A 23,497-nucleotide genomic window follows, 5' to 3' on the forward strand; every position below is an offset into this window, starting at 1 on the left:
CGTGGTGTCGTGAACCGGCCGACCCGCAGCCGTGCCAGAGTAGGCGCTGATGCCACCCACCGCCCCTGACCAGCCCGGCCGTCCGGTCGCCGACGAGAGCGGGCCGGAGCAGCGCACCGGGCCCGGTGCGCGGCGGACGGACCAGCGGGCCGAGCGCCCGGAGTCGGAGCGGCGGGACCGGCCGGCGTCGCGTACCCCGGGGCCGGCGGACAGGTCCGGCGGACGCGGCCCGCGGGTGCCGGAGCAGCGCCCGGGCGGTCCCGCCCGCCGCGGCCGTGCGCCGCTCGCCGTGGCCGCCGCGGTGGCCACCGGATGGGCGGCGCTGCTGTCATACCTGCCGGTCGCCGTGGTGCTCGGGGCGGCCCAGCTCGCCGAGGACGCCGGCACCATCGCCGGGGCGGCCCGCACCGGGCTGGCCGGATGGCTGCTCGGACACGGCGTTCCGCTGAGCACCGAGGCCGGTCCGCTGGGCCTGCCGCCCCTGGCCATCGCCATGTTCGCCGCCTGGCGGGTGGCTCGGGCCGGTGTGCACGTCAGCCGCGCGGTGGGCGCGCGGGAGCATCCGACCCTGGGCCGGGCGCTCGCCGTCGCGGGCGCGGTCGGGATCGGGTACGGCGCACTCGGCGGGCTGGCCGCACTGCTGCTCCGGGTCGGCGGCGGGCCGGCCGCCCCGCCCCTGCGGGCGGTGCTCACGCTGACCCTCTTCGGCGGGCTGGCCGCACTGGTCGGCGCGTTGCGCACCACCGGGGCACTCGGCACGCTGGCCCGGAACACCCCGGCGGTGTTCCGCGACGGGCTGCGTACCGGAGTGGTGGCCGCCTTCCTGCTCCTCGGTGCCGGGGCGGGTGTCGCCGGACTGGCGGTCGCGACCGGCGGGGGCGAGGCCGGCGACATGATCGGGGCGTACCGCACCGGGGTGGCCGGTCAGGCCGGAATCACCCTGGTCAGCCTCGGCTACGCGCCGAACGCCGCGGTCTGGGCCGCCAGTTACCTGCTCGGTCCGGGCTTCGCGGTCGGCACCGACACCATCGTGCGGACCAGCGAGGTCTCCGTCGGCGCGCTGCCCGCCGTACCGCTGCTGGCGGGGCTGCCGCACGGCCCGCTCGGCGGGTTCGGCGATGCGGTGCTCGCCGTGCCGTTGCTGGCCGGCATGGCCGCCGGATGGCTGCTCGCCCGGCGGATGGCCCGGGTCGCCGTCGTCCGGAACCGGACCGCGCCGGGCTGGGCCACCGTGCTCGGCGCCGCCGCGGTCGGTGGGCCGGTCGCCGGGGTGCTGCTCGGCGGCGCGGCGTTCATGTCCGGCGGTCCGCTCGGCGACGGCCGGCTGGCCGAGGTCGGGCCGGTCGCCTGGCAGGTGTCGGCGGGCGCCACCGTCGTGATGCTGATCGGCACCCTGGTCGGGGCCGCCGCCGCCCGGGCCGTGGCCCCCGACTGAACCGTCGCCCCGTCGCCCCGCCGCCCCGCCGGGCAGCGGAAACGCGGCACGCGCGGGGTGTCCTCACCGGAACCCCGCGCGTGCCAGGAGTGCGTCTGTACGGATCTCGGCGCCTGGTCAGACCCCGTAGCCGAAGTTGCCGACCTGCAACACGACGGTCAGGATGAGCACGGCCACCCCGAGCACCGCGCCGACGGCGCCGCAGATGAGGCCCGCCAGGGCCTGACCCGCGTTGCTGGCCTCTCCCTGGCTGGCCTTGTTGCGCCCCATCACACCGAGCACCACGGCCGTGATGCCGGTCAGGATGCCGAGCGGCCAGCAGCACAACCCGAGCACGATCGAGATGATGCCGACGATCATGGCGATCAGGCCGAGGGTGTTGTTCTGCCCGCCGGGCGGGGCGTACCCCGAGGGCGGGAAGCTCGGCGGCGGGCCGTAGGGCTGGCCCGACGGGGGCTGGCCGTACGGGTCCGGGTACCCGGGCTGGCCCGAGGTGGGCTGGCCGTAGGGCTGGCCGGAGGTGGGCTGGCCGTAGGGCTGGCCCGAGGTGGGCTGGCCGTACGCGGGTTGACCCGAGGTGGGCGGCTGGCCGTACGGATCCGGGTACTGCGGCTGGCCGTACGCCGGCTGGCCCGAGGTGGGCGGCTGGGCGTACGGGTCCTGCGGCGCGTTCGGATCCGGCGGCTGTTGCCCGTACGGGTCCTGGCCTGGGTGGCCGGGCTGCATGCGAAGCTCCTATCCAGCGAGTGGGTCAGATGGACGAGCTGCCGCCGAGGGCTCCGCCGAGGATGGCGAACACGCAGCAGAGCACCGTCCAGAGCACGATCCAGGCGATGCCGATGATCAGGGCCAGCTTGGACCACTTCCGGGACTCGGCGGCCGCGGCCTGGGCTCCAGCGTAGTCGCCCTGCTGAAGCAGCGGGTTGACCTTGCTGGCGTTCATGATGGCCGGGATGGCGAGCGGCCAGAAGAGGAAGATCGCGACGATGGACATCGTCATGTTGTTATTGATCTGTTGCGGCGGCTGCTGCTCGTAGCCGGGGTAGCCGGGGTGCATGTGCGTCGGACTCCTTGATATTGCACTGATCGCGCATGAGGGATTACTCGGAGTCGATCCCCACCGGGTGATCCACGGCCCGAGCGTCCGGCAGCGTACCGAATCGACGCCAGCCCCGAGGTCCGTCCTTCCCGACATGCCGGCGCGCCCCGCCGCCGCCGGTGTCCGGGCGCGGTGTCGGCCCCGCCGCCGCAGAGCGGGCCTGAGCTGCCCGGTAGGGTGCGGTGGTGACTGAGCGCGTGTCGGCTGCCCGCATCGTCGTCCTCGTCTCCGGCTCGGGGAGCAACCTGCAGGCGCTTCTCGACGCGTGCGCGGACCCGGCGTACGGCGTCCGGGTGGTGGCCGTCGGCGCCGACCGCGACGGCATCGCCGGCCTGGACCGGGCCGTCGCCGCCGGCGTGCCGACCTTCGTCGACGCCGTCCGCTCGTACCCGACCCGGGAGGACTGGGACCGGGCGCTGACCGCGCACGTCGCGGAGCACCAGCCCGACCTGGTCGTCTCGGCCGGTTTCCTCAAGCTGGTCGGCCCGCACTTCCTGGCGGCGTTCGGCGACCGGTACGTCAACACCCACAACTCGCTGCTGCCCGCGTTCCCGGGCATGCACGGCCCGCGCGACGCCCTCGACTACGGGGTGCGGGTCGCCGGAGCCACCCTGTTCTTCGTCGACGCCGGCGTGGACACCGGGCCGATCGTGGCCCAGGTCGCGGTGCCGGTGCTCGACGACGACGACGAGGAATCCCTCACCGAGCGGATCAAGGAGGCCGAACGGCGCCAGCTCGTCACGTACGTCGGCCGGCTGCTCCGGGAGGGTTGGACGATCACCGGAAGGAAGGTAACGGTCGGAGTGAGCGAGTCAGGATCCGCGATGGAGGGCCGGCGGCCGATCCGGCGCGCGCTGGTCAGCGTCTACGACAAGACGGGTCTTCCCGAGCTCGCCGAGGCGCTGCACGCCGCCGGGGTGGAGATCGTCTCCACCGGCAGCACCGCGGCGACCATCGAGGCGGCCGGGGTGCCGGTGACCCCGGTCGAGGCACTGACCGGCTTTCCCGAGACCCTGGACGGCCGGGTCAAGACGCTGCACCCGAAGGTGCACGCCGGGCTCCTCGCCGACCTGCGGCTCGACCGGCACGTCACCCAGCTCGGGGAGCTGGGCATCGCCCCGTTCGACCTGCTGGTGTCCAATCTGTACCCGTTCAGCGAGACCGTCGCGTCGGGGGCGGACGACGACCAGTGCATCGAGCAGATCGACATCGGCGGGCCGGCGATGGTCCGGGCGGCGGCGAAGAACCACGCCTCGGTCGCGGTGGTGACCTCCGTGTCGGCGTACCCCTCGGTGCTGGCGGCCCTGGCCGGCGGCGGCTTCACCCCCACCCAGCGGCGCTCGCTCGCCGCGCGCGCCTTCGCCGACATCGCCGAGTACGACGTGGCCGTGGCGAACTGGTTCGCGATTCGGACCGGCCCGGCGGACCAGGAGTGGCCGACGTTCGCCGGGCTGGCGTTGAACGTCGCGCAGACCCTGCGGTACGGCGAGAACCCGCACCAGCAGGCGGCGCTCTACACCGACCCGTCGGCACCGGTGGGGCTGGCCCAGGCCGAGCAGCTGCACGGCAAGGAGATGTCCTACAACAACTACGTCGACGCGGACGCGGCCTGGCGGGCGGCGAACGACTTCGCCGACCAGCCGGCGGTGGCCATCATCAAGCACGCCAACCCGTGTGGCATCGCGATCGGCGCCGACGTGGCCGAGGCGCACCGCAAGGCGCACGCCTGCGACCCGGTCTCCGCGTTCGGCGGGGTGATCGCGGTCAACCGTCCGGTCTCGGTGGAGCTGGCCGAGCAGGTGGCGGAGATCTTCACCGAGGTGGTCGTCGCGCCGGGGTACGCCCCCGGTGCGGTCGACGTGCTCAGCGGCAAGAAGAACATCCGGCTGCTCCGCGCGCCCGCCTGGGCGCCGGCGCCGGCCGAGTGGCGCCAGGTCGGCGGCGGCGTACTGGTGCAAATGGCGGACCGGGTCGACGCGCCGGGCGACGACCCGAGCGGCTGGCGGCTGGTCACCGGGGAGCCGGCGGACGACGCGGTGCTGCGGGACCTGGCCTTCGCCTGGCGGGCGGTCCGGGCGGTGAAGAGCAACGCGATCCTGCTCGCCGCCGACGGTGCGACCGTCGGGGTCGGGATGGGCCAGGTGAACCGGGTCGACTCGGCGCACCTCGCGGTGAGCCGGGCCGGAGCCGACCGGGCGCGCGGGGCGGTGGCAGCCTCGGACGCGTTCTTCCCGTTCCCGGACGGGCTCAGGGCGCTGACCGACGCCGGGGTCCGGGCGGTCGTGCAGCCCGGCGGGTCGGTGCGGGACGACGAGGTCGTCGCGGCGGCGCGGGAGGCCGGCATCACCATGTACCTCACCGGTACCCGGCACTTCTTCCACTGACCGGTCCGATCGGGAGCGCGGGCTCAGCCGACCCGGAGGGCGAGGGTGCCGGCGGTTCCGCCGGCGCGGGTCGCGCGGACCGTCCAGCAGCCGGGGGCGGGGAACGTCCAGCCGGTGCCCCACTCGTCGCCGGGTCTGCTCCAGTTGCTGCCGCCGTGCGCGGTCGGGCCCCAGACCGGCTCGGCGGTGGCCCCGCCCGGACCGGTGGCCGCGATGGCGAAGTCACCCGAGCCGGTCATCCGCCAGACGATCTTCACCTCCGTGTCCGCCCGGACCCCCTCCGGTCCGCGCAGGAACAGCAGCGCCCAGAGGGAGTCCTGGGGGTTGTCGGTCACGCCCCGCAGCTCCGCGCCGGCCGGGTGGTCGGCGCCGGCCGGGGGGCAGGTGGCGGCAGCGGGTACGGCCGCCGGGGCCGAGGCGGTCGGTGTCGCGTCCGGGCTCGGCGGGGCCGCTGACGGGGAGGGGTCCCGCCGTTCCGCGCCGCACCCGGTCAGCAGGGTCGACAGGGCCAGCGTCATCACGAGCTTCCGGTACCGCCGCATACCATCCAGAGCCCCACCCCCACCCCACGGTTCCCGCCACCCCGCCGAGGATCAGCCGTGATCGCGAAGGGTCCGGCCGGCGATGGCGAGCCGAACTCTTCGCGATCCTCGGTTGGCGACGACCGTCAGGCGACGACGTGGCGGGTCTCGGCGAAGTGGCACGCCGACGGGTGCGGCTCGGCGGCCCGGGGCACGAGCTGCGGTTCCTCGGTGGCGCAGATGTCCTGCGCCTTCCAGCAGCGGGTGCGGAACCGGCAGCCGGACGGCGGGTTGGCCGGGGACGGCACGTCGCCCTCCAGCCGGATGATCTCCCGGTGGGCGCGGGCGGTCGGGTCCGGGACCGGCACCGCCGAGAGCAGCGCCTGGGTGTACGGGTGCGTGGGGCGCTCGTAGATCTCGTTCTCGGTGCCGATCTCCACGATCTTGCCGAGGTACATCACCGCGACCCGGTCGGCGATGTGCCGCACCACCGACAGGTCGTGCGCGATGAAGATGTAGGAGAGGCCCAGCTCGTCCTGCAACTCCTCCAGGAGGTTGATCACCTGGGCCTGGATCGACACGTCCAGCGCCGACACCGGCTCGTCGCAGACGATCACCTCGGGCTTGAGCGCGAGCGCCCGGGCGATGCCGATGCGCTGCCGCTGCCCGCCGGAGAACTGGTGCGGGTACCGGTTGACGTGCTCGGGGTTCAACCCGACCAGGTCGAGCAGCTCCTGCACCCGCCGCCGGCGGGCACCGCGCGGCGCCGCCTCCGGGTGGATGTCGAACGGCTCGCCGATGATGTCGCCGACCGTCATCCGGGGGTTCAGCGAGGTGTACGGGTCCTGCATGACCATCTGCACGTTGCGCCGCATCCGCCGCAGCTCGCCGCCGGAGAGCGTGAAGATGTCCCGGCCCTCCAGCACGGCCCGCCCGGAGGTCGGCGTCTCCAGCCGCATCAGCAGCTTGGCCAGCGTCGACTTGCCGCAGCCGGACTCGCCGACCACGCCCAGGGTCTCGCCGCGGCGCAGCTCGAAGCTGACCCCGTCGACCGCCTTGACCGCGCCGATCTGCCGCTTGAAGACGATGCCCTGACTGATCGGGAAGTGCTTGACGAGGTTCTCGACCCGCAGCACGGTCTCGCCGCGCTGCTTGGTGGCCGTGGCCGCCGTCGTGGTGGGGTCAGACGCGCCCATCGAGGACCTCCTCCGCGAAGTGGCAGGCGCTGGTACGGCCGCCGCCGAGCGACCGGTTGGCCGGCACGGTGTCGACGCAGACCTGCTGGGCGTACGGGCAGCGCGGGTGGAACGGGCACCCGCTGGGGATGCGCATCAGGTTGGGCGGTAGGCCCTTGATCGTGGTGAGCCGCTGGCCGCGCTGGTCCAGCCGGGGAATCGACTCCAGCAGCCCCTTCGTGTACGGGTGCGCCGGCGCCCTGTACAGCGAGTGCACGTCGGCGTGCTCGACGATGCGGCCGGCGTACATCACGGCGATCCGGTCCGCGACGTCGGCGACGACCCCGAGGTCGTGGGTGATCAGGATCATCGCCATGTCGAGTTCCCGGCGCAGTTCGCCGAGGAGGTCCATGATCTGCGCCTGCACCGTCACGTCGAGCGCCGTGGTCGGCTCGTCGGCGATCAGCACCGCCGGGTCCTGGGCGAGCGCCATGGCGATCATGACCCGCTGCCGCATGCCGCCGGAGAACTGGTGCGGATAGTCGTTGACCCGCTGCCGGGCCCCCGGGATGTTGACCAGTTCCATCAGTTCGATCGCCCGGCGCCGGGCGTCGGCCCGGGACAGCCCCTCGCGCAGCCGCAGCGTCTCGCCGATCTGCCAGCCGACCGGGAAGACCGGGTTCAGCGCGGAGAGCGCGTCCTGGAAGATCATCGAGATCTGCTTGCCGCGGACCTTCCGGCGCTCCTCCTCGCCGAGGGTGAGCAGGTCGGTGCCGCGGTAGAGGATCTGACCGCTGGGGATGACCGCCGGCGGCATGTCGAGGATGCCCATGATGGCCTGGGCGGTGACCGACTTGCCGGAGCCCGACTCGCCGAGCACGGCCAGGGTCTCCCCGGCGTCCAGGTGGTACGAGACGCCGTTGATCACCTTCGCCACGCCGTCCCGGGTGTGGAATTCGACGAACAGGTCCCGCACCTCCAGCAGGTGCGCCCCGTCCGGGGTGGCGGCGGGCACCGCCGGGACGCCGCCCGTTCTGCCGATTCGCTCGCTCATGTGATCACCGCAGCTTCGGGTCGAAGGCGTCGCGGATCGCGTCGCCGAGCATGATGAAGGCCAGTACGGTCAGCGCGAGGAAGGTCGACGGCACGATCAGCGGTACCGCCGACTCCCGCATGTGGGTGCGCCCGGCGTCGATGTCGATGCCCCAGGAGACCGTCGGCGCCTTCAGGCCGATGCCGAGGAACGACAGCGTCGCCTCGGCGGCGATGAACGACCCGAGCGCGATGGTCAGCACCACGACCACCGGCGCCAGGGCGTTGGGCAGGATGTGCCGCCACATGGTCCGGCCGTTGCCGGCGCCGAGCATCCGGGCCGCGGCCACGTAGTCCTGCTGCTTGGCGCCGATCACCGAGGAGCGGATGACCCGGGCCGCGGTGGTCCAGCCGAGGATGGCCAGGACGAAGATCACGGCGAAGATCCGGACGTTCGGGCTGTCGCTGCTGACCCGCTTGAGCAGGACGATCGCGGCGAGCAGCAGCGGGATGCCGAGGACCACGTCGACCACCCGGGACAGCGCGGCGTCGACCCATCGGCCGAAGTAGCCGGCGAGCATGCCGATCACCACCGCGATCACCCCGGTGAGCAACGCGGAGAGCGCACCGACCAGCAGCGAGGCGCGGGCGCCGTAGACGGACCGGGCGTAGATGTCACAGCCCTGGAAGTCGTACCCGAAGGGGGCGCCGCCGCCGGGGCCGGCGTGCTGGCGGCCCAGCGTGCAGTCCTGCGGGCTGTTGCTGGTGAAGAGCCCGGGGAACGCCGCCATGGCGGTCACGCCCAGGACCAGGACCAGCGAGATCCAGAAGATCGGGTTGCGGCGCAGATCGCGCCAGGCGTCCCCGGCCAGGCTGCGGGGCCGGGTCTCCGGGTCCTTCGCGCCGCTGCGGCCACCGGCCATTCCCGCGGCGGCGACGGTCTCAAGCTCACTCATGCCTGTCCCTCACTCGTACCGGATGCGGGGATCGAGGACCGCGTAGAGGACGTCCACCACGAGGTTCGACACCAGATAGACCACGACCAGGACGCTGACGAGGCCGACCACCAGGGGGCCGTCCTCGGTCTTGATGCCGCGGAAGAGGTTGAACCCGACGCCCGGGATGTTGAACACGCCCTCGGTGATGATGGCGCCGCTCATCAGGTTGCCCAGCTCGACGCCGAGGAAGGTGATCACGGGGATCAGGGAGTTCCGCAGTACGTGCACGCTCACGATCCGCCGCACCGGCAGGCCCTTGGCCTTCGCGGTCCGTACGTAGTCGGAGCGGAGGTTCTCCGCGACCGACGTACGGGTCAGCCGCAGCGCCGTGGCCAGGGAGAGCGAACCGAGTACGAGGCCGGGCAGCAGGAGCGCGTAGAGGCTGGGATCCGACCCGGCGGTGGGCGGGAAGAGCGAGAGCTTGACGCCGAGCAGGTACTGCGCCAGCGGGGCGAGCACGATCGTCGGGATGCCCAGCACCAGCAGGGTCAGCACCAGGGTGGCGTTGTCGAAGATGCTGCCCCGGCGCAGGCCGGCGATCACCCCGGAGGTCACCCCGACCACGATCGCCACGAGCAGGCCGATGATCGCGAGCTTCACCGTGACCGGCCAGGCCTGGGCGAGCATGTCACTGATCTCCCGGCCGGTGAGCGAGTCGCCGAGGTCGCCGCGGAGCAGGTTGCCGACGTAGTCGAAGTAGCGGTAGAAGAAGCCACCGATCCCGGTCTGGTCGAGGTGGAACTTCTCGGTCAGGTATGCCCGCTGTGCCTCGCTGACCGGGCGCTCGCCGGCGAGCGCCTGGATCGGGTCGCCCTGTCCGGCGAACATCAGCGCGTAGACGATCAGAGTGGTCCCGAAGAAGGCCAGGACCATCTGGAGCAGGCGCCGCACGATGTAGCGGAACATAGCTCTCTTGACTCTCCGTGGGATGCGGCCCCGCAGGGGTGGGGTGCGGAGTGTGCGGAACGGTCCGGGCCACCCGGGGGTAACCGAGTGGCCCGGACCGGCCTTGCGTCAACTCAGCTGACGACCTCGATCTTGGTGAGGTCGACGACCTGGAAGAGGTCGACCTCGACGTTCTTGACCTTGGTCGAGTGCGCGAAGTTGTTCTGGCCGAACCGCAGCGGGATCACCGGCATGTCCTTGGCCAGGATGTCCTCGGCCTGCTGGTACTTCTGGATGGCCTCCTCCTGGGTGGCGGAGGTCGAGCCTTCCTGCACCAGCCGGTCGAAGTCCGGGTTGCTGTAGCCGTAGTAGTTCGACGACCCGTTGGTGGTGTAGAGCGGGCCGAGGTAGTTCTCCATGGACGGGTAGTCCATGAGCCAGCCCATCCGGATCAGGCCGACCGGCTGCTTGTCCTCGACCTTGGTGAGCAGGTCGGAGAACTTCGGCTCGGCGGTGCCGACGCAGTCCACGCCCAGGTTCGCCTTCAGCTGGTTGCAGGTGGCGTCGACCCAGTCCTTGTGGCCGCCGTCGCCGTTGTAGGTGATCTCCAGCTGGGCCGGGCCGCCGGCGGCCTGGTACGCCGCCTTGGCCTTGCCCGGGTCGAACTCGCACGCCTCGCCGCAGGTGTCGTCCCGGTAGCCGGCGACCACCGGCGAGACGAACGAACGGGCCGAGACCTGCGAACCCTTGAAGATCGACTTGGCGATCTCGTCGCGGTCGATCGCCATCGAGATCGCCTTGCGCACCTCGGGAGTGCTGAACTCCTTCTGGTACGTGGGGAACGCGATGAACTGGAAGGCGGAGGCCGGGCTCTGCTGGAACCGGTCGCCCAGGTCCGAGGCGGCGGTGCTCAGGTTCTCGGTCGGCACGGTGACGTCCACGTCGAGGTTGTCCGACAGCACGTCCGCGTACGCCGCGGTGAGCTGCTGGTAGATCCGGAACTCGGCGCCCGCGACCTTCGGCTTCTCGCCGGGGTACGCGTCGTACCGCTCCACCTCGACCTTGGCGTCGTGCTGCCAGGTGCCCTTCATCTTGAACGGGCCGTTGCCGACCGGGGCGTCCTCGAAGCCGGCCTTGATCACCCCGGGGGCGGAGAAGGCGGCCTGCGGCAGCGGGTAGAACGCGTTGTAGCCGAGCACCGTCTTGAACTCGGTGTACGGCTTCGCCAGGGTGACCGTGAAGGTCAGGTCGTCGACCTTCTTCAGCCCGGTCATGGTCTTGGCCTTCGGCTCCGCCGCCTTCTGCGGGCCGTCGCCGTCGGGGTCCTCGGCCTGAAGGTCGTCGTAGCCGGCGATCTTCTCGAAGAAGTAGGCGTTGCCCTGGCCGTTCGGCGCGTACGCGCCGTAGTTCCAGGCGTTGAGGTAGCTGTCGGAGGTGACCTTCTCGCCGTTGTGGAAGGTGTAGCCGTCCTTCAGCTTGATCGTCCAGACCACGTTGTCGGAGGACGTCACGGACTCCGCGGCGACCTCGTACGGCTTGTTCTGCGCGTCGTAGTCGACCAGCGGGGTGAACAGGGCGGAGAGCACCTGGTTGCCGCTTGACTCGTTGGTGTTGGTCGGAATCAGGTGCTGCGGTTCCCCGATCTGGATGGAAACCGTGGCATTCGGGTCGGTTCCCCCCGAGTCGCCGCCGCCACAGGCCGCGAGGCCGAGGGTCGCGGCGAGCGGGAGGGCGGTCCAGGCAGCCAGCCTACGAACCTGCATTGAGCCTCCTCGTCTCCTCACGCTCAGCAGTCGTCACCCGAAATGGGTAACGCTGTGCAACGCTCGGTAAAGGTAGGTCGTACCGGGACTCCTGGCCAACCTGGATGATTACGACCGAGTAACACAACTCCGGGTCAGGGCTTGCACAGACTGTGTTTCTCCTGGTAATAGGGCTGGGGGCGCGATGGGTCCGGCTAACCGGACATCTCGGATCTTCCCTGGTGCATGCGGCTCGGCGTGATCGACGTCTCCGGTGCCGCGGGGCCGGGAAGATCGTCCGGCTCGTCCCTTTCCGGCCCTGGCGGAATGTGGACTACCCCACAAAATCTCACTCAGGGTGACGAAAGACACGGTTACGTACAGTCACCCGGCCGCACCTGGTCGGCCGGCCGACCGGCCATTGGCCAAGTGGCCGATCCGCACCCCGGCCAGCCGGGTGCCCGACCAGCCGACCGGGCTGGCGTGAGACGATCTGCCTGTGACGGCCACCCTTCTGGACGGAAAAGCCACCGCGGCACACATCAAGGACGAGCTGCGCAGCCGGGCCAAGGCGCTGGCCGAGCGGGGCGTCGTACCCGGGCTGGGCACCGTGCTGGTGGGCGAGGACCCCGGCTCGCAGGCGTACGTCAACGGCAAGCACCGCGACTGCGCGGAGGTGGGCATCGCCTCGATCCGCCGCGAGCTGCCCGCCGACGCCACCCAGGAGCAGGTCGACGCCGTCGTCGCCGAACTCAACGCCGACCCGGCCTGCCACGGATACATCGTGCAGCTGCCGCTCCCGGCCCAGATCGACACCCAGCGGGTGCTGGAGGCGATCGACCCGGACTGCGACGCCGACGGGCTGCACCCGATCAACCTCGGTCGGCTCGTGCTCGGCTACCCCGGCCCGCTGCCCTGCACCCCGCGCGGCATCGTCGAGCTGCTGCGCCGGTACGACGTACCGCTGCGTGGCGCCGAGGTGGCCGTGGTCGGCCGGGGGAACACGGTCGGCCGCCCGCTGGGCCTGCTGCTCACCCGACGCAGCGAGAACGCCACGGTGACGCTCTGCCACACCGGCACGCTGGACCTGGCCGCACACACCCGGTCCGCCGACATCGTGATCGTCGCCGCGGGCGTACCGGGGCTGCTCACGGCCGACATGATCCGGCCCGGCGCCGTGGTCGTGGACGTGGGGATCACCCGGGTGATCGGCGCGGACGGCAAGGGCCGCTACACCGGTGACGTGGGTGCGGACGTCGCCGAGGTGGCCGGCGCGCTCGCGCCGATGCCCGGCGGCGTCGGCCCGATGACCCGGGCCATGCTGCTCAGCAACGTGGTGGAGCGCGCGGAGCGCGAGGCCGGGCCGGCAGCGGAGTAGGACCCCAGCCGCCTCCCGGGTCCCACCAGCCAAATGCGCCCCTGACCGGATCGGGACGGCCCTGGCTGATACCGTCCGGACATAACCCGACCGGTATCAGAGAGTGGGACGGCATGGGCAAAAAGGTCACCGTCGTCGGCGCTGGTTTCTACGGCTCCACGACCGCGCAGCGGCTGGCGGAGTACGACGTCTTCGACACGGTCGTGATCACCGACATCGTCGAGGGCAAGCCCGAGGGCCTCGCGCTGGACCTCAACCAGTCGCGTCCGATCGAGGGGTTCGAGACCAAGGTCGTCGGCGTGACGACCGGCAAGGGCGGCGAGGGCTACGAGGCCATCGAGGGCTCGGACGTCGTCGTGATCACCGCCGGCCTGCCCCGCAAGCCGGGGATGAGCCGGATGGACCTGCTGGAGACCAACGCCCGGATCGTGCGGCAGGTCGCCGAGAACGTCGCCAAGTACGCCCCGAACGCCGTGGTCATCGTCGTCTCCAACCCGCTGGACGAGATGACCGCGCTGGCCCAGCTCGCCACCCAGTTCCCGAAGAACCGGGTGCTCGGCCAGGCCGGCATGCTCGACACCGCGCGGTTCAGCAACTTCGTCGCCGAGGCCCTCAAGGTGCCGGTGGCGTCGGTGCGGACCCTGACGCTGGGCTCGCACGGCGACACGATGGTGCCGGTGCCGTCGCAGAGCATCGTCAACGGCAAGCCGCTGCGCGAGGTCATGCCGGCCGAGCAGATCGAGGACCTGGTGGTCCGGACCCGCAACGGCGGCGCCGAGGTGGTCGCACTGCTCAAGACCGGCTCGGCGTACTACGCCCCGTCCGCCGCCGCCGCCCGGATGGCCCGGGCCGTCGCCACCGACTCCGGCGAGGTCATGCCGGTCTGCGCCTGGGTCGACGGCGAGTACGGCATCTCCGGCGTCTACCTGGGCGTGGAGGCCGAACTGGGCCGCGAGGGGATCCGGCGGGTCGTGGAGACGCCGCTCGACGACGACGAGATCGCCAGCCTGAAGGCGGCGGCCGAGGCGGTCCGCGCCAAGCAGGGCGACGTCGCCAACATGTGACGCGCTCGCCCGGCTGAGCTGTTAGGAAGGGCCCCTTCTTATGCAAAAAGCGATAGGAAGGGGCCCTTCCTTGCAGCCTTCCCCCTTGCAGTCAGGCGACCGAGATGCCGGGTACGCCGGCCAGCACCACGAACTCCGCGGCGGTCCGGACGGTGGCGGTCGGGCCGAGCACGGTGTCGACCAGCCGTAGCGAGCTGAGCATCCGGTCCCGGTCCACGTCGCAGACGACGTAGCCCCGCTGGTTGTCGATGTACTTCCAGTGCGGGCTCTCCGCCATGATCGGGTCGTACGTGCGGTGGAAGGCGACCGGATCGGCGTTGCCGCCCGAGGTGATCGACGTACCGGTGATCTCCGCGGCGACCACCGGCGAGGCCGGGTCGTCGAAGTCCGGCTTCAGGTCGCAGACCCAGGTGCAGTGCCGGTCCCCGGTCAGCACGACCGGGTTGTCGACCTGCCCCGAGCCGAAGTACTCCAGCAGCCGGCGGCGCTGGACCCGGTAGCCGTCCCAGTTGTCCAGGTCGTACGTCCGCTCCGGCCCGGCCGTGCGGTCGTTGGAGGCCCACATCACCTGGTTGGCGAGCAGGTTCCAGCGGCTGCCGGAGGTCCGCGTCCCGTGCACCAGCCAGCGTTCCTGCTCCGGCCCGGTGATCGACAGCGCGGGGTTCTCCGCCTCGGCCAGGGTGGCCGGCTGGTCGCTGCGGTACTGCCGGGTGTCCAGCACGTGCACGCTGGCCAGGTCGCCGAAGCGCAGCCGCCGGTAGAGCCGCAGGTCGAGGCCGCGCGGCAGGGCGGACCGGCGCAGCGGCATGTGCTCGTAGTACGCCTGGAGGGCGGCCCTGCGCCGGGCCCGGAACGCCTCGGGCGTCTGCTGGGCCGGGTCCTGCGGGATCTCGTCGGCCCAGTTGTTGTCCAGCTCGTGGTCGTCGAGGGTGACGATCCACGGGAAGGCGGCGTGCGAGGCCTGGAGGTCCGGGTCGGTCTTGTACTGGGCGTGCCGGTTGCGGTAGTCGGTCAGCGAGTACGGCTCGTCGGCGCCCTCGTGCACCCGGTACGCGGCGGTGTTCGGCCGGCTCTCGTAGATGTAGTCGCCGAGGAACGCCACGAAGGCCAGGTCCTCCTCGGCCAGGTGCCGGTGTGCGGTGTAGGCGCCGGCCTGGTAGTCCTGGCAGCTCGCGAAGGCGAAGCGCAGCCGGTCCGGCCGGGACCGGTCGGCGGGTGCGGTCCGGGTCCGGCCGGCCGGGGAGATCTCCGCGCCGGCCCGGAACCGGTAGTGGTACCGGGTGTCGGGGCGCAGCCCGCAGACCTCGACGTGTACCGAGTGGGCCAGGTCGGGATGGGCCAGCGCGGTGCCCCGGCGGGCGATCCGGCGGAACCGCTCGTCCTCGGCCACCTCCCAGCGCACCGGCACCGGCCGGGCCGGCATGCCGCCGCCGGCCAGCGGTTGCGGGGCGAGCCGGGTCCAGAGCACCACGCCGTCGGGCAGCGGGTCGCCCGAGGCCACGCCGAGGGTGAACAGGCCGGCCGGGAGCGGCCCGCCGGCACCGGACGCGACGTGTGCGGCGGCGCCCTCGGGGGTGAGCAGCATCGGTCCGACCACGAGGCCGGCGGTCGCGGCGCCGGCGGCCGAGACGAGGCGGCGGCGGCTGACCGGGTACGGAGGAGTCATGCGCCCGATCGTGGCGACGTACGGAGAATTCCGTCACCGCCGACGATGGACCTGAAGACGTACTACAGCCGAACGAACGGTGCGCCCAGGTGCGGGGTGCCCAGCGTCGGCTCCGGTCGCCGGGCGAGGTCGGCCAGCGCCGCCGTCCGGGACGCCCGGGCCGCGTCCGGGTCGTCGTCGTGGGCGTAGGCCAGGGCGGGGTCGACCAGCTGCACCGGGTGCACCAGCAGGTCGCCGGTGAGCAGGAGCGTCCGGTCGGCGGCGGTGAGCAGCACCGACTGGTGCCCGGGGGTGTGCCCCGGGGTGGCGACCAGGCGCAGCCCCGGCGCGAGCGGCCGGTCGCCGTGCACCGCGTCGAGTTGCCCGGCGGCGGCCAGCGCGGCCAGCGGCTGCCCGGCCGGTGCGGTGTCGCCGGCCCGGCGTACCGCGTCGAGTTCGGCCCGCTGCACCAGATAGCGGGCGTTGCGGAAGTACGGCGTCGCCGGCCGCCCGGTCACCGCCCAGCCGATGTGGTCGGTGTGCAGGTGGGTGAGGACCACCGTGTCGACCTCGTCGGGGGCGATCCCGGCCCGGGCCAGCTCGGCCGGCAGCCGTCCGGGCACCGGTGCCCAGCTCCGGGCCGGCGCGTCGGCCGGCCCGATCCCGGCGTCGACCAGGATCACCCGTCCGGCCGCCGGCCCGTCGGTGAGCCGGATGGCGAAGCAGCGGAACGCCAGCCACCACCTCCGGTCGGCGGTGACGGTGGCCGGGTCCCGCTCGTCGGCCCGGCGCCAGTGCTCGGCGGTGGCCGCCGGAAACGCCTCGGCGCGGGGCTGGAAGAACGGGCCCTCGGCGTCCGGCAGCGCGACCACGGTGGCGTCGCCGACCGAGTAACTGATCATGCTGGCCAGTGTAGGGAGGGCCGGCACCTTCCAGTACGCTCGTACTGCTTGAGCACGTGTCCCCGGAGAGGAGCGCCGGCTGATGGCGAAGATCAAGGTTACGAACCCGGTGGTGGAGCTCGACGGCGACGAGATGACCCGGATCATCTGGAAGCAGATCCGTGAGCAGTTGATCCTGCCGTACCTCGACGTCGACCTGCAGTACTACGACCTGTCGATCCAGTACCGCGACGAGACCGACGACCAGGTCACGGTCGACGCGGCGAACGCCATCAAGCAGCATGGCGTCGGTGTGAAGTGCGCCACCATCACCCCGGACGAGGCCCGGGTCGAGGAGTTCGGCCTCAAGAAGATGTGGCGTTCGCCGAACGGCACCATCCGGAACATCCTCGGCGGCGTCGTCTTCCGCGAGCCGATCATCATGTCCAACGTGCCGCGGCTGGTGCCGGGCTGGACCAAGCCGATCATCATCGGCCGGCACGCGCACGGCGACCAGTACAAGGCCACCGACTTCGTGGTGCCGGGGCCGGGCACGGTCACCATCACCTACACCCCGGCCGACGGGGGAGCCCCGGTCGAGATGGAGGTGGCGAACTTCTCCGGCGGCGGCGTCACCATGGGGATGTACAACTTCGACGACTCCATCCGGGACTTCGCCCGCGCCTCGCTGCGCTACGGCCTGGACCGCGGCTACCCGGTCTACCTGTCCACCAAGAACACCATCCTCAAGGCGTACGACGGCCGGTTCAAGGACATCTTCGCCGAGGTGTTCGAGGCGGAGTTCAAGGCCGACTTCGACGCCGCCGGGATCACCTACGAGCACCGGCTGATCGACGACATGGTGGCCGCCGCGCTCAAGTGGGAGGGCGGCTTCGTCTGGGCCTGCAAGAACTACGACGGTGACGTGCAGTCGGACACCGTGGCGCAGGGCTTCGGCTCGCTGGGCCTGATGACCTCGGTGCTGATGACCCCGGACGGCCGTACCGTCGAGGCCGAGGCGGCGCACGGCACGGTCACCCGGCACTACCGGCAGTGGCAGAAGGGCGAGAAGACCTCGACCAACCCGATCGCGTCGATCTTCGCCTGGACCCGGGGCCTCGCGCACCGGGGCAAGCTGGACGGCACGCCCGAGGTGACCCGCTTCGCGGAGACCCTGGAGCGGGTCTGCGTCGACACCGTCGAGGGTGGTCAGATGACCAAGGACCTGGCGCTGCTGATCTCCCGGGACGCCCCGTGGCTGACCACCGACGAGTTCATGGCCGCGCTGGACACCAACCTGGCCAAGAAGCTCTCCGCCTGAGGTGTAAGGAAGGGCCCCTTCTTATCGCTTTTTGTATAGGAAGGGCCCCCTCCTAACACACCGAACGCGGCAAGATCGGCCGTTTTGCGCCGTTACCGCCGGCCGGCCCGCCTCGTTGAGCAGGATGGACGTGATGCCAGTCGCGTCCCGGAAGACCAGTCCGGTGGTGGCCGCCGCGAGAGGTCCGTACCGGTGAATGGTCTTCCCGGCTGTTGCGCACAGCCGGCCGTCCCTTCCCTGCGGGGGGCCCTGTCCCGGGCCCCCCGCGCCCTTTCCACCGTCGCCCCGACCGAGCCGTCGCCCGACCGGACCCGGGCCGAGCCGTCGCCCGACCAACGGGTCGTCGCCCACCGGCTCAGCCGGCGTCCCGCAGCAGCTCGGCCGCCCGTTCCGGTGCGATGTCGTTGATGAAGACCCCCATCGCCGATTCCGAGCCGGCCAGGTACTTCAACTTGTCCGCCGCCCGCCGGATGCTGAACAGCTGCAGGTGCAGGTGACCCAGGCCCGGTGCCGCGTGCACCGGCGCCTGATGCCAGGCCGAGATGTACGGCATGGGCATGTCGAACAGCCCGTCGAAGCGGCGCAGCACGTCCAGGTAGAGCGGCCCGAAGGCGTCCCGCTCGGCGTCGTCCAGCGCCGGAATGTCCGGCACCGGCCGGTGCGGCGCGACGTGTACCTCGAACGGCCAGCGGGCCGCCGCCGGCACGTACGCCGTCCAGTGCTCGTTCCCCGCCACCACCCGGTCCCCGGCGGCCCGTTCGGCGGCGAGCACGTCGGCGTACAGGTTCCGCCCACCGGTGCGTTTTGCGTGGCGCTGCGCGGCGGTCAGCATCGCCCGGCTGCGCGGCGGCAGGAACGGGTACGCGTAGATCTGGCCGTGCGGGTGGTGCAGGGTCACCCCGATCTCCACGCCCCGGTTCTCGAAGCAGAACACCTGCTCCACCCCGGGCAGTCCGGACAGTGCCGCGGTCCGGTCGGCGAGCGCCTCCAGCACGGTACGGACCCGGGGCGCGGGGAGGGTGCCGAACGAGGCGTCGTGGTCGGCGGTGAAGCAGACCACCTCGCACCGCCCCGTCCCGGGCCGGACCGCCGTGTACGGGGTCACCTGTCCGGGCGGGTCCCCGGGCCGGTCGCTGAAGGACGGAAAGCGGTTCTCGAAGACCACCACGTCGTAGTCGTACGCCGGGATCTCGCTGGAGCGTTCCGGAGTGGACGGACAGAGCGGGCACTGGTCGCTGGGGGGCAGGAAGATCCGCCCCTGCCGGTGTGCCGCGACCGCCACCCACTCGTCGACGAGCGGGTCGTACCGGAGCTGCGAGGCGGGCGGCGGCGGTGGCAGCTCCCGCCGGTCCAGCCCTTCCCGCACGGCGTCCGGATGCTCGTCGAAGTAGATCAGTTCGCGTCCGTCGGCGAGCCGCACCGCCGTCCGCCTGATCCGGACCTCCTGTGCAGCACTCATCCCGACACCTCGCAGAGCAGTAGTTCGGTGACCTGCGACCGCAGCGCCTCCCGGGCCGGCTCCGGCAGGCGTACGTCGGAGATCACGGTGTGCGCGGCGGAGAGCGGGGCGATGGAGGAGATTCCCACCGTCGCCCACTTGGTGTGGTCGGCGAGCACCACCAGCCGCTCGGTCGCGTCGAGCAGCGCCCGGTCGGTCTCCGCCTCCAGCAGGTTCGGCGTGCTGTAACCGGCCCGCTCGCTCATGCCGTGCACGCCGAGGAAGACCAGGTCGAGGTTGAGCGACCGGATCGCCGCGACCGCCACCGGCCCGACCAGCGCGTCGGACGGGGTACGGACCCCGCCGGTGAGCACCACCGTCTGGTCCGGCCGGCCCGAGCGGTGCAGGATCTCGGAGACCGGGATCGAGTTGGTCACCACGGTCAGCCCCGGTACCCCGGTCAGCCGGCCGGCCAGCTCGGCGGTGGTCGTACCCGCGGAGAGCGCGACCGCCATCCCGGGGGTGACCATCCGGGCGGCCTCGCGGGCGATGGCGGCCTTCTCGGCCCGCTGCCGCGCCGACTTGGCCGCGAAGCCCGGCTCGTCGGTCGAGCCCGGCCCGGCGGTGGTCGCCCCGCCGTGCACCTTGGCGAGCAGGCCGCGTTCGGCCAGCGCCTCCAGGTCGCGCCGGATGGTCATGTCGGAGACGCCGAACTCGCCGGCCAGCTCGGTGACCCGGACCCCGCCGCTGGACCGGACCCGCTGCAGGATCGCCTCCTGGCGCTGCTGGGCGAGCATCAGGCCGGTCCCTCGGCGGCCGGCTGCGCCAGCACCACCGCACCGTGCGCGGCGACCCGGGTCGGACCGGTCCAGCGTTCGCCGGTCAGCAGGTCCAGCCCGGTGGCGTCGACCTCCGCCGGTCGGTCGCCGTGGTTGAGCAGGAAGAGGTACGAGCGGCCGTCGGCGTGCCGGCGGCGGATCGCCTCCACGCCCGGCGTACCCGGCAGCTCGGGATGGACGCCGACCCCGGCCGCCACCTCGGCGAGCAGCCGGCCCAGCGGGGCGTCCGCCAGCCGGGTGCCGAGGTACCAGGCGGGACCCCCGGCCGTGCCGCGCCGGGTGATCGCCGGAGCGCCCGGCACCGGACCGTCGGCGTACCGGGCCAGCACCTCGGCGTCCGGGGCGGCCAGCAGCTCGGTCCAGACGGCCGCGGTGGAGCCGTCGTCGAGGCGTACCGTCTCGGCGGCCCGGAGCGGGAAGAACTCCTCGACCCGGATGCCGAGCAGCTCCGCGAAGGCGCCCGGCAGCGGTGCCGGCCGGACCTGGTCGCACTCGTCCACCAGCCCGCTGTACGGGCCGATCACCAGGCTGCCGCCGGCGGCGACGTACCCGGTGAGGTTGGCGACGGCGTCGTCGGTGACCGCGTAGAGGGCGGGGGCGAGCACCAGCCGGTAGCGGCCCAGGTCGGCGTCGGGCGGGGCGAGGTCGGCGGTGATGCCGGCCCGCCACAGCGCGCTGTGCCAGCGCCGGATCTCGTCGAAGGCGACCATGTCCGCGCTCGGCTGGTTGGCCGCCTCCTGCGCCCAGACGCTGCCGTAGTCCAGCAGCACCGCGACCTCGGCGCCGGTCCGGGAGCCCTCGATCTCGGCCAGCGCGCGCAGGTCGGTGCCGAGCTGGACCACCTCGCGCCAGATCTTCGAGTCGGTGCCGGCGTGCGGCAGCATCGCCGAGTGCCACTTCTCCGAGCCGGCCCGGCTGGCCCGCCACTGGAAGTAGAGCGCCCCCTCCGAGCCCCGGGCCACGTGTGCCAGCGCGTCCCGGCGGAGCTGGCCGGGGGGCTTGGCCAGGTTGCGGGGCTGCCAGTTGACCGCGCTGGTGGAGTGCTCCATCAGCAGCCACGGGCCGCCGGCCAGCGACCGGCTCAGGTCGGCGGCGAAGGCGATCTGCGCGGGCGGTTCCAGCGGGTGTTCACCGAGCAGGTAGTGGTCGTTGGAGAGCAGCCGGTCCGGGCCGGTCATCTCCCGTCCCCAGGCCCAGTGGTCCAGGTTGACGCAGCTCGCGGTCATCAGGTTGGTGGTCACCGGTACGCCGGGGGAGAGCCGGTGCAGCGCGTCGCGTTCGGCGACGAAGCAGGCCAGGTGCTCGTCCGAGCTGAACCGCTTGAAGTCCAGCACCTGGCCGGGATTGGACGAGGTCGGGGTCGCCCGGGGTGGCTGCACCTGCGCCCAGTCGGTGTACGTCTGCGACCAGAAGGCGGTGCCCCACGCCGCGTTGAGCCCGGCGAGGTCGCCGTGGCGCCGCTGGAGCCAGTCCCGGAAGGCGGCGGCCGAGACGTCGCAGTAGCAGTGCGCGTTGTGGCAGGCGTACTCGTTGTGTACGTGCCAGACGGCGAGCGCCGGATGGTCCCGGTAGCGCTGTGCGAGCTGCTCGGTGAGGGCCAGGGCGGCCTGCCGGTAGACCGGGGAGCTGGCGCAGATCGCCTGCCGGCTGCCGTAGCTGAGGCGCCGGCCGTCGGCGTCCACCGGCAGCGTCTCCGGATGGGCGTACGAGAACCAGGGCGGCGGGGAGGCGGTGGCGGTGGCCAGGCAGACCCGGATCCCGCCGTCGTGCAGCCCGTCCATGATCCGGTCCAACCGGTCGAAGGCGTACCCGCCCGGCTCCGGCTCCAGCCAGGCCCAGGCGAAGACGCCGACGGTGACCAGGTTGACCCCGGCCTCGCGCATCAGCTCCACGTCGCGCGGCCAGACCTCCTCGGGCCACTGCTCGGGGTTGTAGTCACCGCCGTAGCTGAGGCCCTGGATCTTCGGCACCAGACGTCCCACACCGCCCCCAACGCGCTCGCACGAAATCCAACAGATACGAACACTAGCGCTCGGCTAGGAACGCAAGGAAGGGCCCCTTCTTATCGTTTTCTGTATAAGAAGGGGCCCTTCCTAACACCCAAGGCGGCTCAGGCGGGCTGTAGCCGCGGCTCGACCCAGCCGGTCTCGGTCAAGTGCACCAGCACCGCCCGTACGCTCTCCTCGACCGTCAGCACACTGGTGTCGATGACCAGCTCCGCGTCGGTCGGCTCCTCGTACGGGTCGTCGATGCCGGTCATCCCGGTGAGCTGGCCGGCCCGCGCCCGCGCGTACAGGCCCTTGCGGTCCCGCTGTTCGCACACCTCCAGCGGGGTGGCGACGTGCACCAGCAGGAAACCCGCTCCGGCGGCCCGGGCCATCTCCCGGGCGGTCGCCCGGGCCCGCGCGTACGGCGCGATCGGGCAGCAGAGCGCCAGCCCCCGGTTCCGGGCCACCTCGGCGGCGACCCAGCCGATCCGGCGTACGTTCGTGTCCCGGTCGGCCCGGCTGAAGCCCAGGCCGGCGGTGAGTTCCCGGCGCACCACGTCACCGTCGAGCAGGGTGATGGTCCGGTCGCCGCTCTCCCGCAGCGCGTCGGCGACCCCACGGGCGATCGTCGACTTGCCCGAACCGGAGAGCCCGGTGAAGAAGACCACCAGGCCCCGGTGCCGGCGCGGCGGCCGGGCCCGGGTCAGCTCCTTGGCCACCGCCGGCGGGGTGTGCCACTCCGGCAGCGGGAAACCCCGGTCGAGCAGGTCGTCGATCTCCTCCTGGTGCAGCGCCAGCCGCCGGTTGCGCGGCGGGATGTCGTCGCGCCACCGCCACTGGCCGTCCCGGTTGTCGTAGGCCAGCTCGCGCGGCACCAGCATCCGCAGCCCGCCGCCGGTGAGCATCTCGGTGGTGGAGAGGACGTGGGTCACCCCGTACGCGCGGGCCACCCGGGCCCGCAGCAGCGCGTCCCAGATCTCGTCGCCGTGCCGCGCCATCGGCACCGTGACGATGGTCGCCGGCGGCATCCGGTCGCGGGCGCCGAAGACGCTGCGGACCAGCACCTCCGGCGGCAGCCCCTCCGGGCTGCTCTCCGCGGTCGGGATGAGCACGAGCAGGTGGGCGGCGAGGGTACGGACCGCGTAGGCGATCTGCGCCAGCTGCGGGCGGTGCAGCGGCCGGTCGGCGATCACCCCGAGCACCCGGCCCGGGGGCAGCAGCTCCCGGACCTCGGCCGGGTCGCGGCGCAACCGTTGGAAGGGACCCTGCCCGCCGTCGCCGATCCGCCGGACGGTGCCGCCGACGCCGTACGTGCCGTGCCGGGTCGGCCAGAGGTCGGTCACCTCCAGCAGCGCGATTGGTGCACCCTCGGGGTCGGTGAGGACCAGCCCCCGGTCCAGCGGGTTGGCGAGGTCGAGCCCGTTGGTCAGCTCGGGCGGGATCTGCATCGTCACCGGCACCGGCCAGGGCGTGGCATTGGCCAGCCGCCCCCGCCGGGCCACCGACGCCAGGTCGGCGCGGCCCATGAAGCCGGTGAGCGGGGCGTACGCTCCGGAGAGCAGCAGCTCCAGATCGGCCAGCTCATACGGGCGGGGCGTGTACGCCGGAGCGTCACGCAGCAACTCGTCGGGCAGCACCCACCCGTTGCTCATCGCACCCCCAACTACCCGGC

At 72.3% G+C, this 23,497-nt stretch carries 19 protein-coding genes; 5 read left to right on the forward strand and 14 right to left on the reverse strand.

What is annotated here, in order from left to right; all coding sequences use genetic code 11:
* The first annotated feature begins 49 nt into the window (after positions 1-49).
* Positions 50-1,435, forward strand: coding sequence for a cell division protein PerM (locus ACQEUR_RS03785; protein WP_433025184.1), 1,386 nt, complete (start codon positions 50-52; stop codon positions 1,433-1,435).
* Positions 1,436-1,552: 117 nt separating this feature from the next.
* On the opposite strand, the gene ACQEUR_RS03790 is transcribed toward ACQEUR_RS03785, so the two are convergent.
* On the reverse strand, positions 1,553-2,161 hold the full coding sequence (locus ACQEUR_RS03790) for a DUF4190 domain-containing protein (RefSeq protein ID WP_433025187.1): 609 nt from the start codon (positions 2,159-2,161) through the stop codon (positions 1,553-1,555).
* A gap of 25 nt (positions 2,162-2,186) precedes the next feature.
* Positions 2,187-2,492 (reverse strand): CD225/dispanin family protein, encoded by a 306-nt coding sequence (locus tag ACQEUR_RS03795; protein ID WP_433025190.1) that lies wholly within the window; start codon positions 2,490-2,492, stop codon positions 2,187-2,189.
* A 227-nt stretch (positions 2,493-2,719) separates the two neighbouring features.
* On the opposite strand from ACQEUR_RS03795, the gene purH reads away from it, so the two are divergent.
* Positions 2,720-4,918 (forward strand): bifunctional phosphoribosylaminoimidazolecarboxamide formyltransferase/IMP cyclohydrolase, encoded by a 2,199-nt coding sequence (gene purH, locus ACQEUR_RS03800; RefSeq protein ID WP_433025193.1) that lies wholly within the window; start codon positions 2,720-2,722, stop codon positions 4,916-4,918.
* A 23-nt stretch (positions 4,919-4,941) separates the two neighbouring features.
* Here the strand turns inward: purH and ACQEUR_RS03805 are convergent, their stop codons facing one another.
* The 6 genes from ACQEUR_RS03805 to ACQEUR_RS03830 all read right to left on the reverse strand — a co-directional run bounded on the left by ACQEUR_RS03805 (position 4,942) and on the right by ACQEUR_RS03830 (position 11,292).
* On the reverse strand, positions 4,942-5,436 hold the full coding sequence (locus ACQEUR_RS03805) for a hypothetical protein (protein WP_433025196.1): 495 nt from the start codon (positions 5,434-5,436) through the stop codon (positions 4,942-4,944).
* 149 nt (positions 5,437-5,585) lie between these two features.
* Positions 5,586-6,635 (reverse strand): ABC transporter ATP-binding protein, encoded by a 1,050-nt coding sequence (locus tag ACQEUR_RS03810; protein ID WP_433025199.1) that lies wholly within the window; start codon positions 6,633-6,635, stop codon positions 5,586-5,588.
* Complete coding sequence (locus ACQEUR_RS03815) at positions 6,622-7,668, reverse strand: ABC transporter ATP-binding protein (protein ID WP_433025202.1); 1,047 nt, start codon at positions 7,666-7,668, stop codon at positions 6,622-6,624. Before ACQEUR_RS03815 ends, ACQEUR_RS03810 begins: the two co-directional genes overlap by 14 nt.
* 4 nt (positions 7,669-7,672) lie before the next feature.
* The gene (locus ACQEUR_RS03820; RefSeq protein WP_433025951.1) at positions 7,673-8,569 is read right to left on the reverse strand and encodes an ABC transporter permease; all 897 of its coding nucleotides are present in this window, start codon (positions 8,567-8,569) and stop codon (positions 7,673-7,675) included.
* Between the two features lie 42 nt (positions 8,570-8,611).
* Complete coding sequence (locus ACQEUR_RS03825) at positions 8,612-9,550, reverse strand: ABC transporter permease (protein WP_433025205.1); 939 nt, start codon at positions 9,548-9,550, stop codon at positions 8,612-8,614.
* Between the two features lie 113 nt (positions 9,551-9,663).
* Complete coding sequence (locus tag ACQEUR_RS03830; protein ID WP_433025208.1) at positions 9,664-11,292, reverse strand: peptide ABC transporter substrate-binding protein; 1,629 nt, start codon at positions 11,290-11,292, stop codon at positions 9,664-9,666.
* 478 nt (positions 11,293-11,770) lie between these two features.
* Between ACQEUR_RS03830 and ACQEUR_RS03835 the strand changes: the two genes are divergently transcribed.
* Together ACQEUR_RS03835 and mdh are read left to right on the forward strand one after the other, a co-directional pair.
* Positions 11,771-12,649: a bifunctional methylenetetrahydrofolate dehydrogenase/methenyltetrahydrofolate cyclohydrolase gene (locus tag ACQEUR_RS03835; protein WP_433025211.1), complete on the forward strand. Its 879-nt coding sequence runs from the start codon at positions 11,771-11,773 to the stop codon at positions 12,647-12,649.
* A 113-nt stretch (positions 12,650-12,762) separates the two neighbouring features.
* Positions 12,763-13,713 carry a malate dehydrogenase gene (gene mdh / locus ACQEUR_RS03840; RefSeq protein WP_433025214.1) on the forward strand — a complete coding sequence of 317 codons (951 nt, stop codon included), beginning with the start codon at positions 12,763-12,765 and terminating at the stop codon, positions 13,711-13,713.
* Between the two features lie 91 nt (positions 13,714-13,804).
* Here the strand turns inward: mdh and ACQEUR_RS03845 are convergent, their stop codons facing one another.
* Together ACQEUR_RS03845 and ACQEUR_RS03850 are read right to left on the reverse strand one after the other, a co-directional pair.
* Positions 13,805-15,379 (reverse strand): alkaline phosphatase D family protein, encoded by a 1,575-nt coding sequence (locus ACQEUR_RS03845; protein WP_433025217.1) that lies wholly within the window; start codon positions 15,377-15,379, stop codon positions 13,805-13,807.
* Between the two features lie 62 nt (positions 15,380-15,441).
* A complete protein-coding gene (locus ACQEUR_RS03850) occupies positions 15,442-16,260 on the reverse strand; it encodes an MBL fold metallo-hydrolase (protein WP_433025219.1) in 819 nt (272 codons plus the stop codon).
* 82 nt (positions 16,261-16,342) lie between these two features.
* Between ACQEUR_RS03850 and ACQEUR_RS03855 the strand changes: the two genes are divergently transcribed.
* Entirely contained in the window at positions 16,343-17,560 is a 1,218-nt protein-coding gene (locus tag ACQEUR_RS03855; protein WP_433025222.1) for an NADP-dependent isocitrate dehydrogenase, read from the forward strand.
* 355 nt (positions 17,561-17,915) lie between these two features.
* Here ACQEUR_RS03855 and galT read toward each other — a convergent pair whose 3' ends face one another.
* From galT to cysC, 4 genes are all read right to left on the reverse strand, one after another.
* Positions 17,916-19,019 (reverse strand): galactose-1-phosphate uridylyltransferase, encoded by a 1,104-nt coding sequence (gene galT, locus ACQEUR_RS03860; protein WP_433025225.1) that lies wholly within the window; start codon positions 19,017-19,019, stop codon positions 17,916-17,918.
* Positions 19,016-19,795 carry a DeoR/GlpR family DNA-binding transcription regulator gene (locus ACQEUR_RS03865; RefSeq protein ID WP_433025228.1) on the reverse strand — a complete coding sequence of 260 codons (780 nt, stop codon included), beginning with the start codon at positions 19,793-19,795 and terminating at the stop codon, positions 19,016-19,018. The genes galT and ACQEUR_RS03865 overlap by 4 nt, the downstream gene beginning before the upstream one ends.
* Complete coding sequence (locus ACQEUR_RS03870) at positions 19,795-21,807, reverse strand: beta-galactosidase (protein WP_433025231.1); 2,013 nt, start codon at positions 21,805-21,807, stop codon at positions 19,795-19,797. Before ACQEUR_RS03870 ends, ACQEUR_RS03865 begins: the two co-directional genes overlap by 1 nt.
* Positions 21,808-21,947: 140 nt before the next feature.
* Positions 21,948-23,477: an adenylyl-sulfate kinase gene (gene cysC, locus ACQEUR_RS03875; protein ID WP_433025234.1), complete on the reverse strand. Its 1,530-nt coding sequence runs from the start codon at positions 23,475-23,477 to the stop codon at positions 21,948-21,950.
* Between the last annotated feature and the right edge of the window lie 20 nt (positions 23,478-23,497).

The organism is Plantactinospora sp. CA-290183, assembly GCF_050936375.1.
Classification (GTDB): Bacteria; Actinomycetota; Actinomycetes; order Mycobacteriales; family Micromonosporaceae; genus Plantactinospora.

Coding starts and splice junctions, on each gene's coding strand:
- ACQEUR_RS03785 (WP_433025184.1), top strand. CDS start 50: ATGCCACCCACCGCCCCTGACCAGCCCGGCCGTCCGGTCGCCGACGAG.
- ACQEUR_RS03790 (WP_433025187.1), bottom strand. CDS start 2,161: ATGCAGCCCGGCCACCCAGGCCAGGACCCGTACGGGCAACAGCCGCCG.
- ACQEUR_RS03795 (WP_433025190.1), bottom strand. CDS start 2,492: ATGCACCCCGGCTACCCCGGCTACGAGCAGCAGCCGCCGCAACAGATC.
- ACQEUR_RS03805 (WP_433025196.1), bottom strand. CDS start 5,436: ATGACGCTGGCCCTGTCGACCCTGCTGACCGGGTGCGGCGCGGAACGG.
- ACQEUR_RS03810 (WP_433025199.1), bottom strand. CDS start 6,635: ATGGGCGCGTCTGACCCCACCACGACGGCGGCCACGGCCACCAAGCAG.
- ACQEUR_RS03815 (WP_433025202.1), bottom strand. CDS start 7,668: ATGAGCGAGCGAATCGGCAGAACGGGCGGCGTCCCGGCGGTGCCCGCC.
- ACQEUR_RS03820 (WP_433025951.1), bottom strand. CDS start 8,569: ATGGCCGGTGGCCGCAGCGGCGCGAAGGACCCGGAGACCCGGCCCCGC.
- ACQEUR_RS03825 (WP_433025205.1), bottom strand. CDS start 9,550: ATGTTCCGCTACATCGTGCGGCGCCTGCTCCAGATGGTCCTGGCCTTC.
- ACQEUR_RS03830 (WP_433025208.1), bottom strand. CDS start 11,292: ATGCAGGTTCGTAGGCTGGCTGCCTGGACCGCCCTCCCGCTCGCCGCG.
- mdh (WP_433025214.1), top strand. CDS start 12,763: ATGGGCAAAAAGGTCACCGTCGTCGGCGCTGGTTTCTACGGCTCCACG.
- ACQEUR_RS03845 (WP_433025217.1), bottom strand. CDS start 15,379: ATGACTCCTCCGTACCCGGTCAGCCGCCGCCGCCTCGTCTCGGCCGCC.
- ACQEUR_RS03850 (WP_433025219.1), bottom strand. CDS start 16,260: ATGATCAGTTACTCGGTCGGCGACGCCACCGTGGTCGCGCTGCCGGAC.
- ACQEUR_RS03855 (WP_433025222.1), top strand. CDS start 16,343: ATGGCGAAGATCAAGGTTACGAACCCGGTGGTGGAGCTCGACGGCGAC.
- galT (WP_433025225.1), bottom strand. CDS start 19,019: ATGAGTGCTGCACAGGAGGTCCGGATCAGGCGGACGGCGGTGCGGCTC.
- ACQEUR_RS03865 (WP_433025228.1), bottom strand. CDS start 19,795: ATGCTCGCCCAGCAGCGCCAGGAGGCGATCCTGCAGCGGGTCCGGTCC.
- cysC (WP_433025234.1), bottom strand. CDS start 23,477: ATGAGCAACGGGTGGGTGCTGCCCGACGAGTTGCTGCGTGACGCTCCG.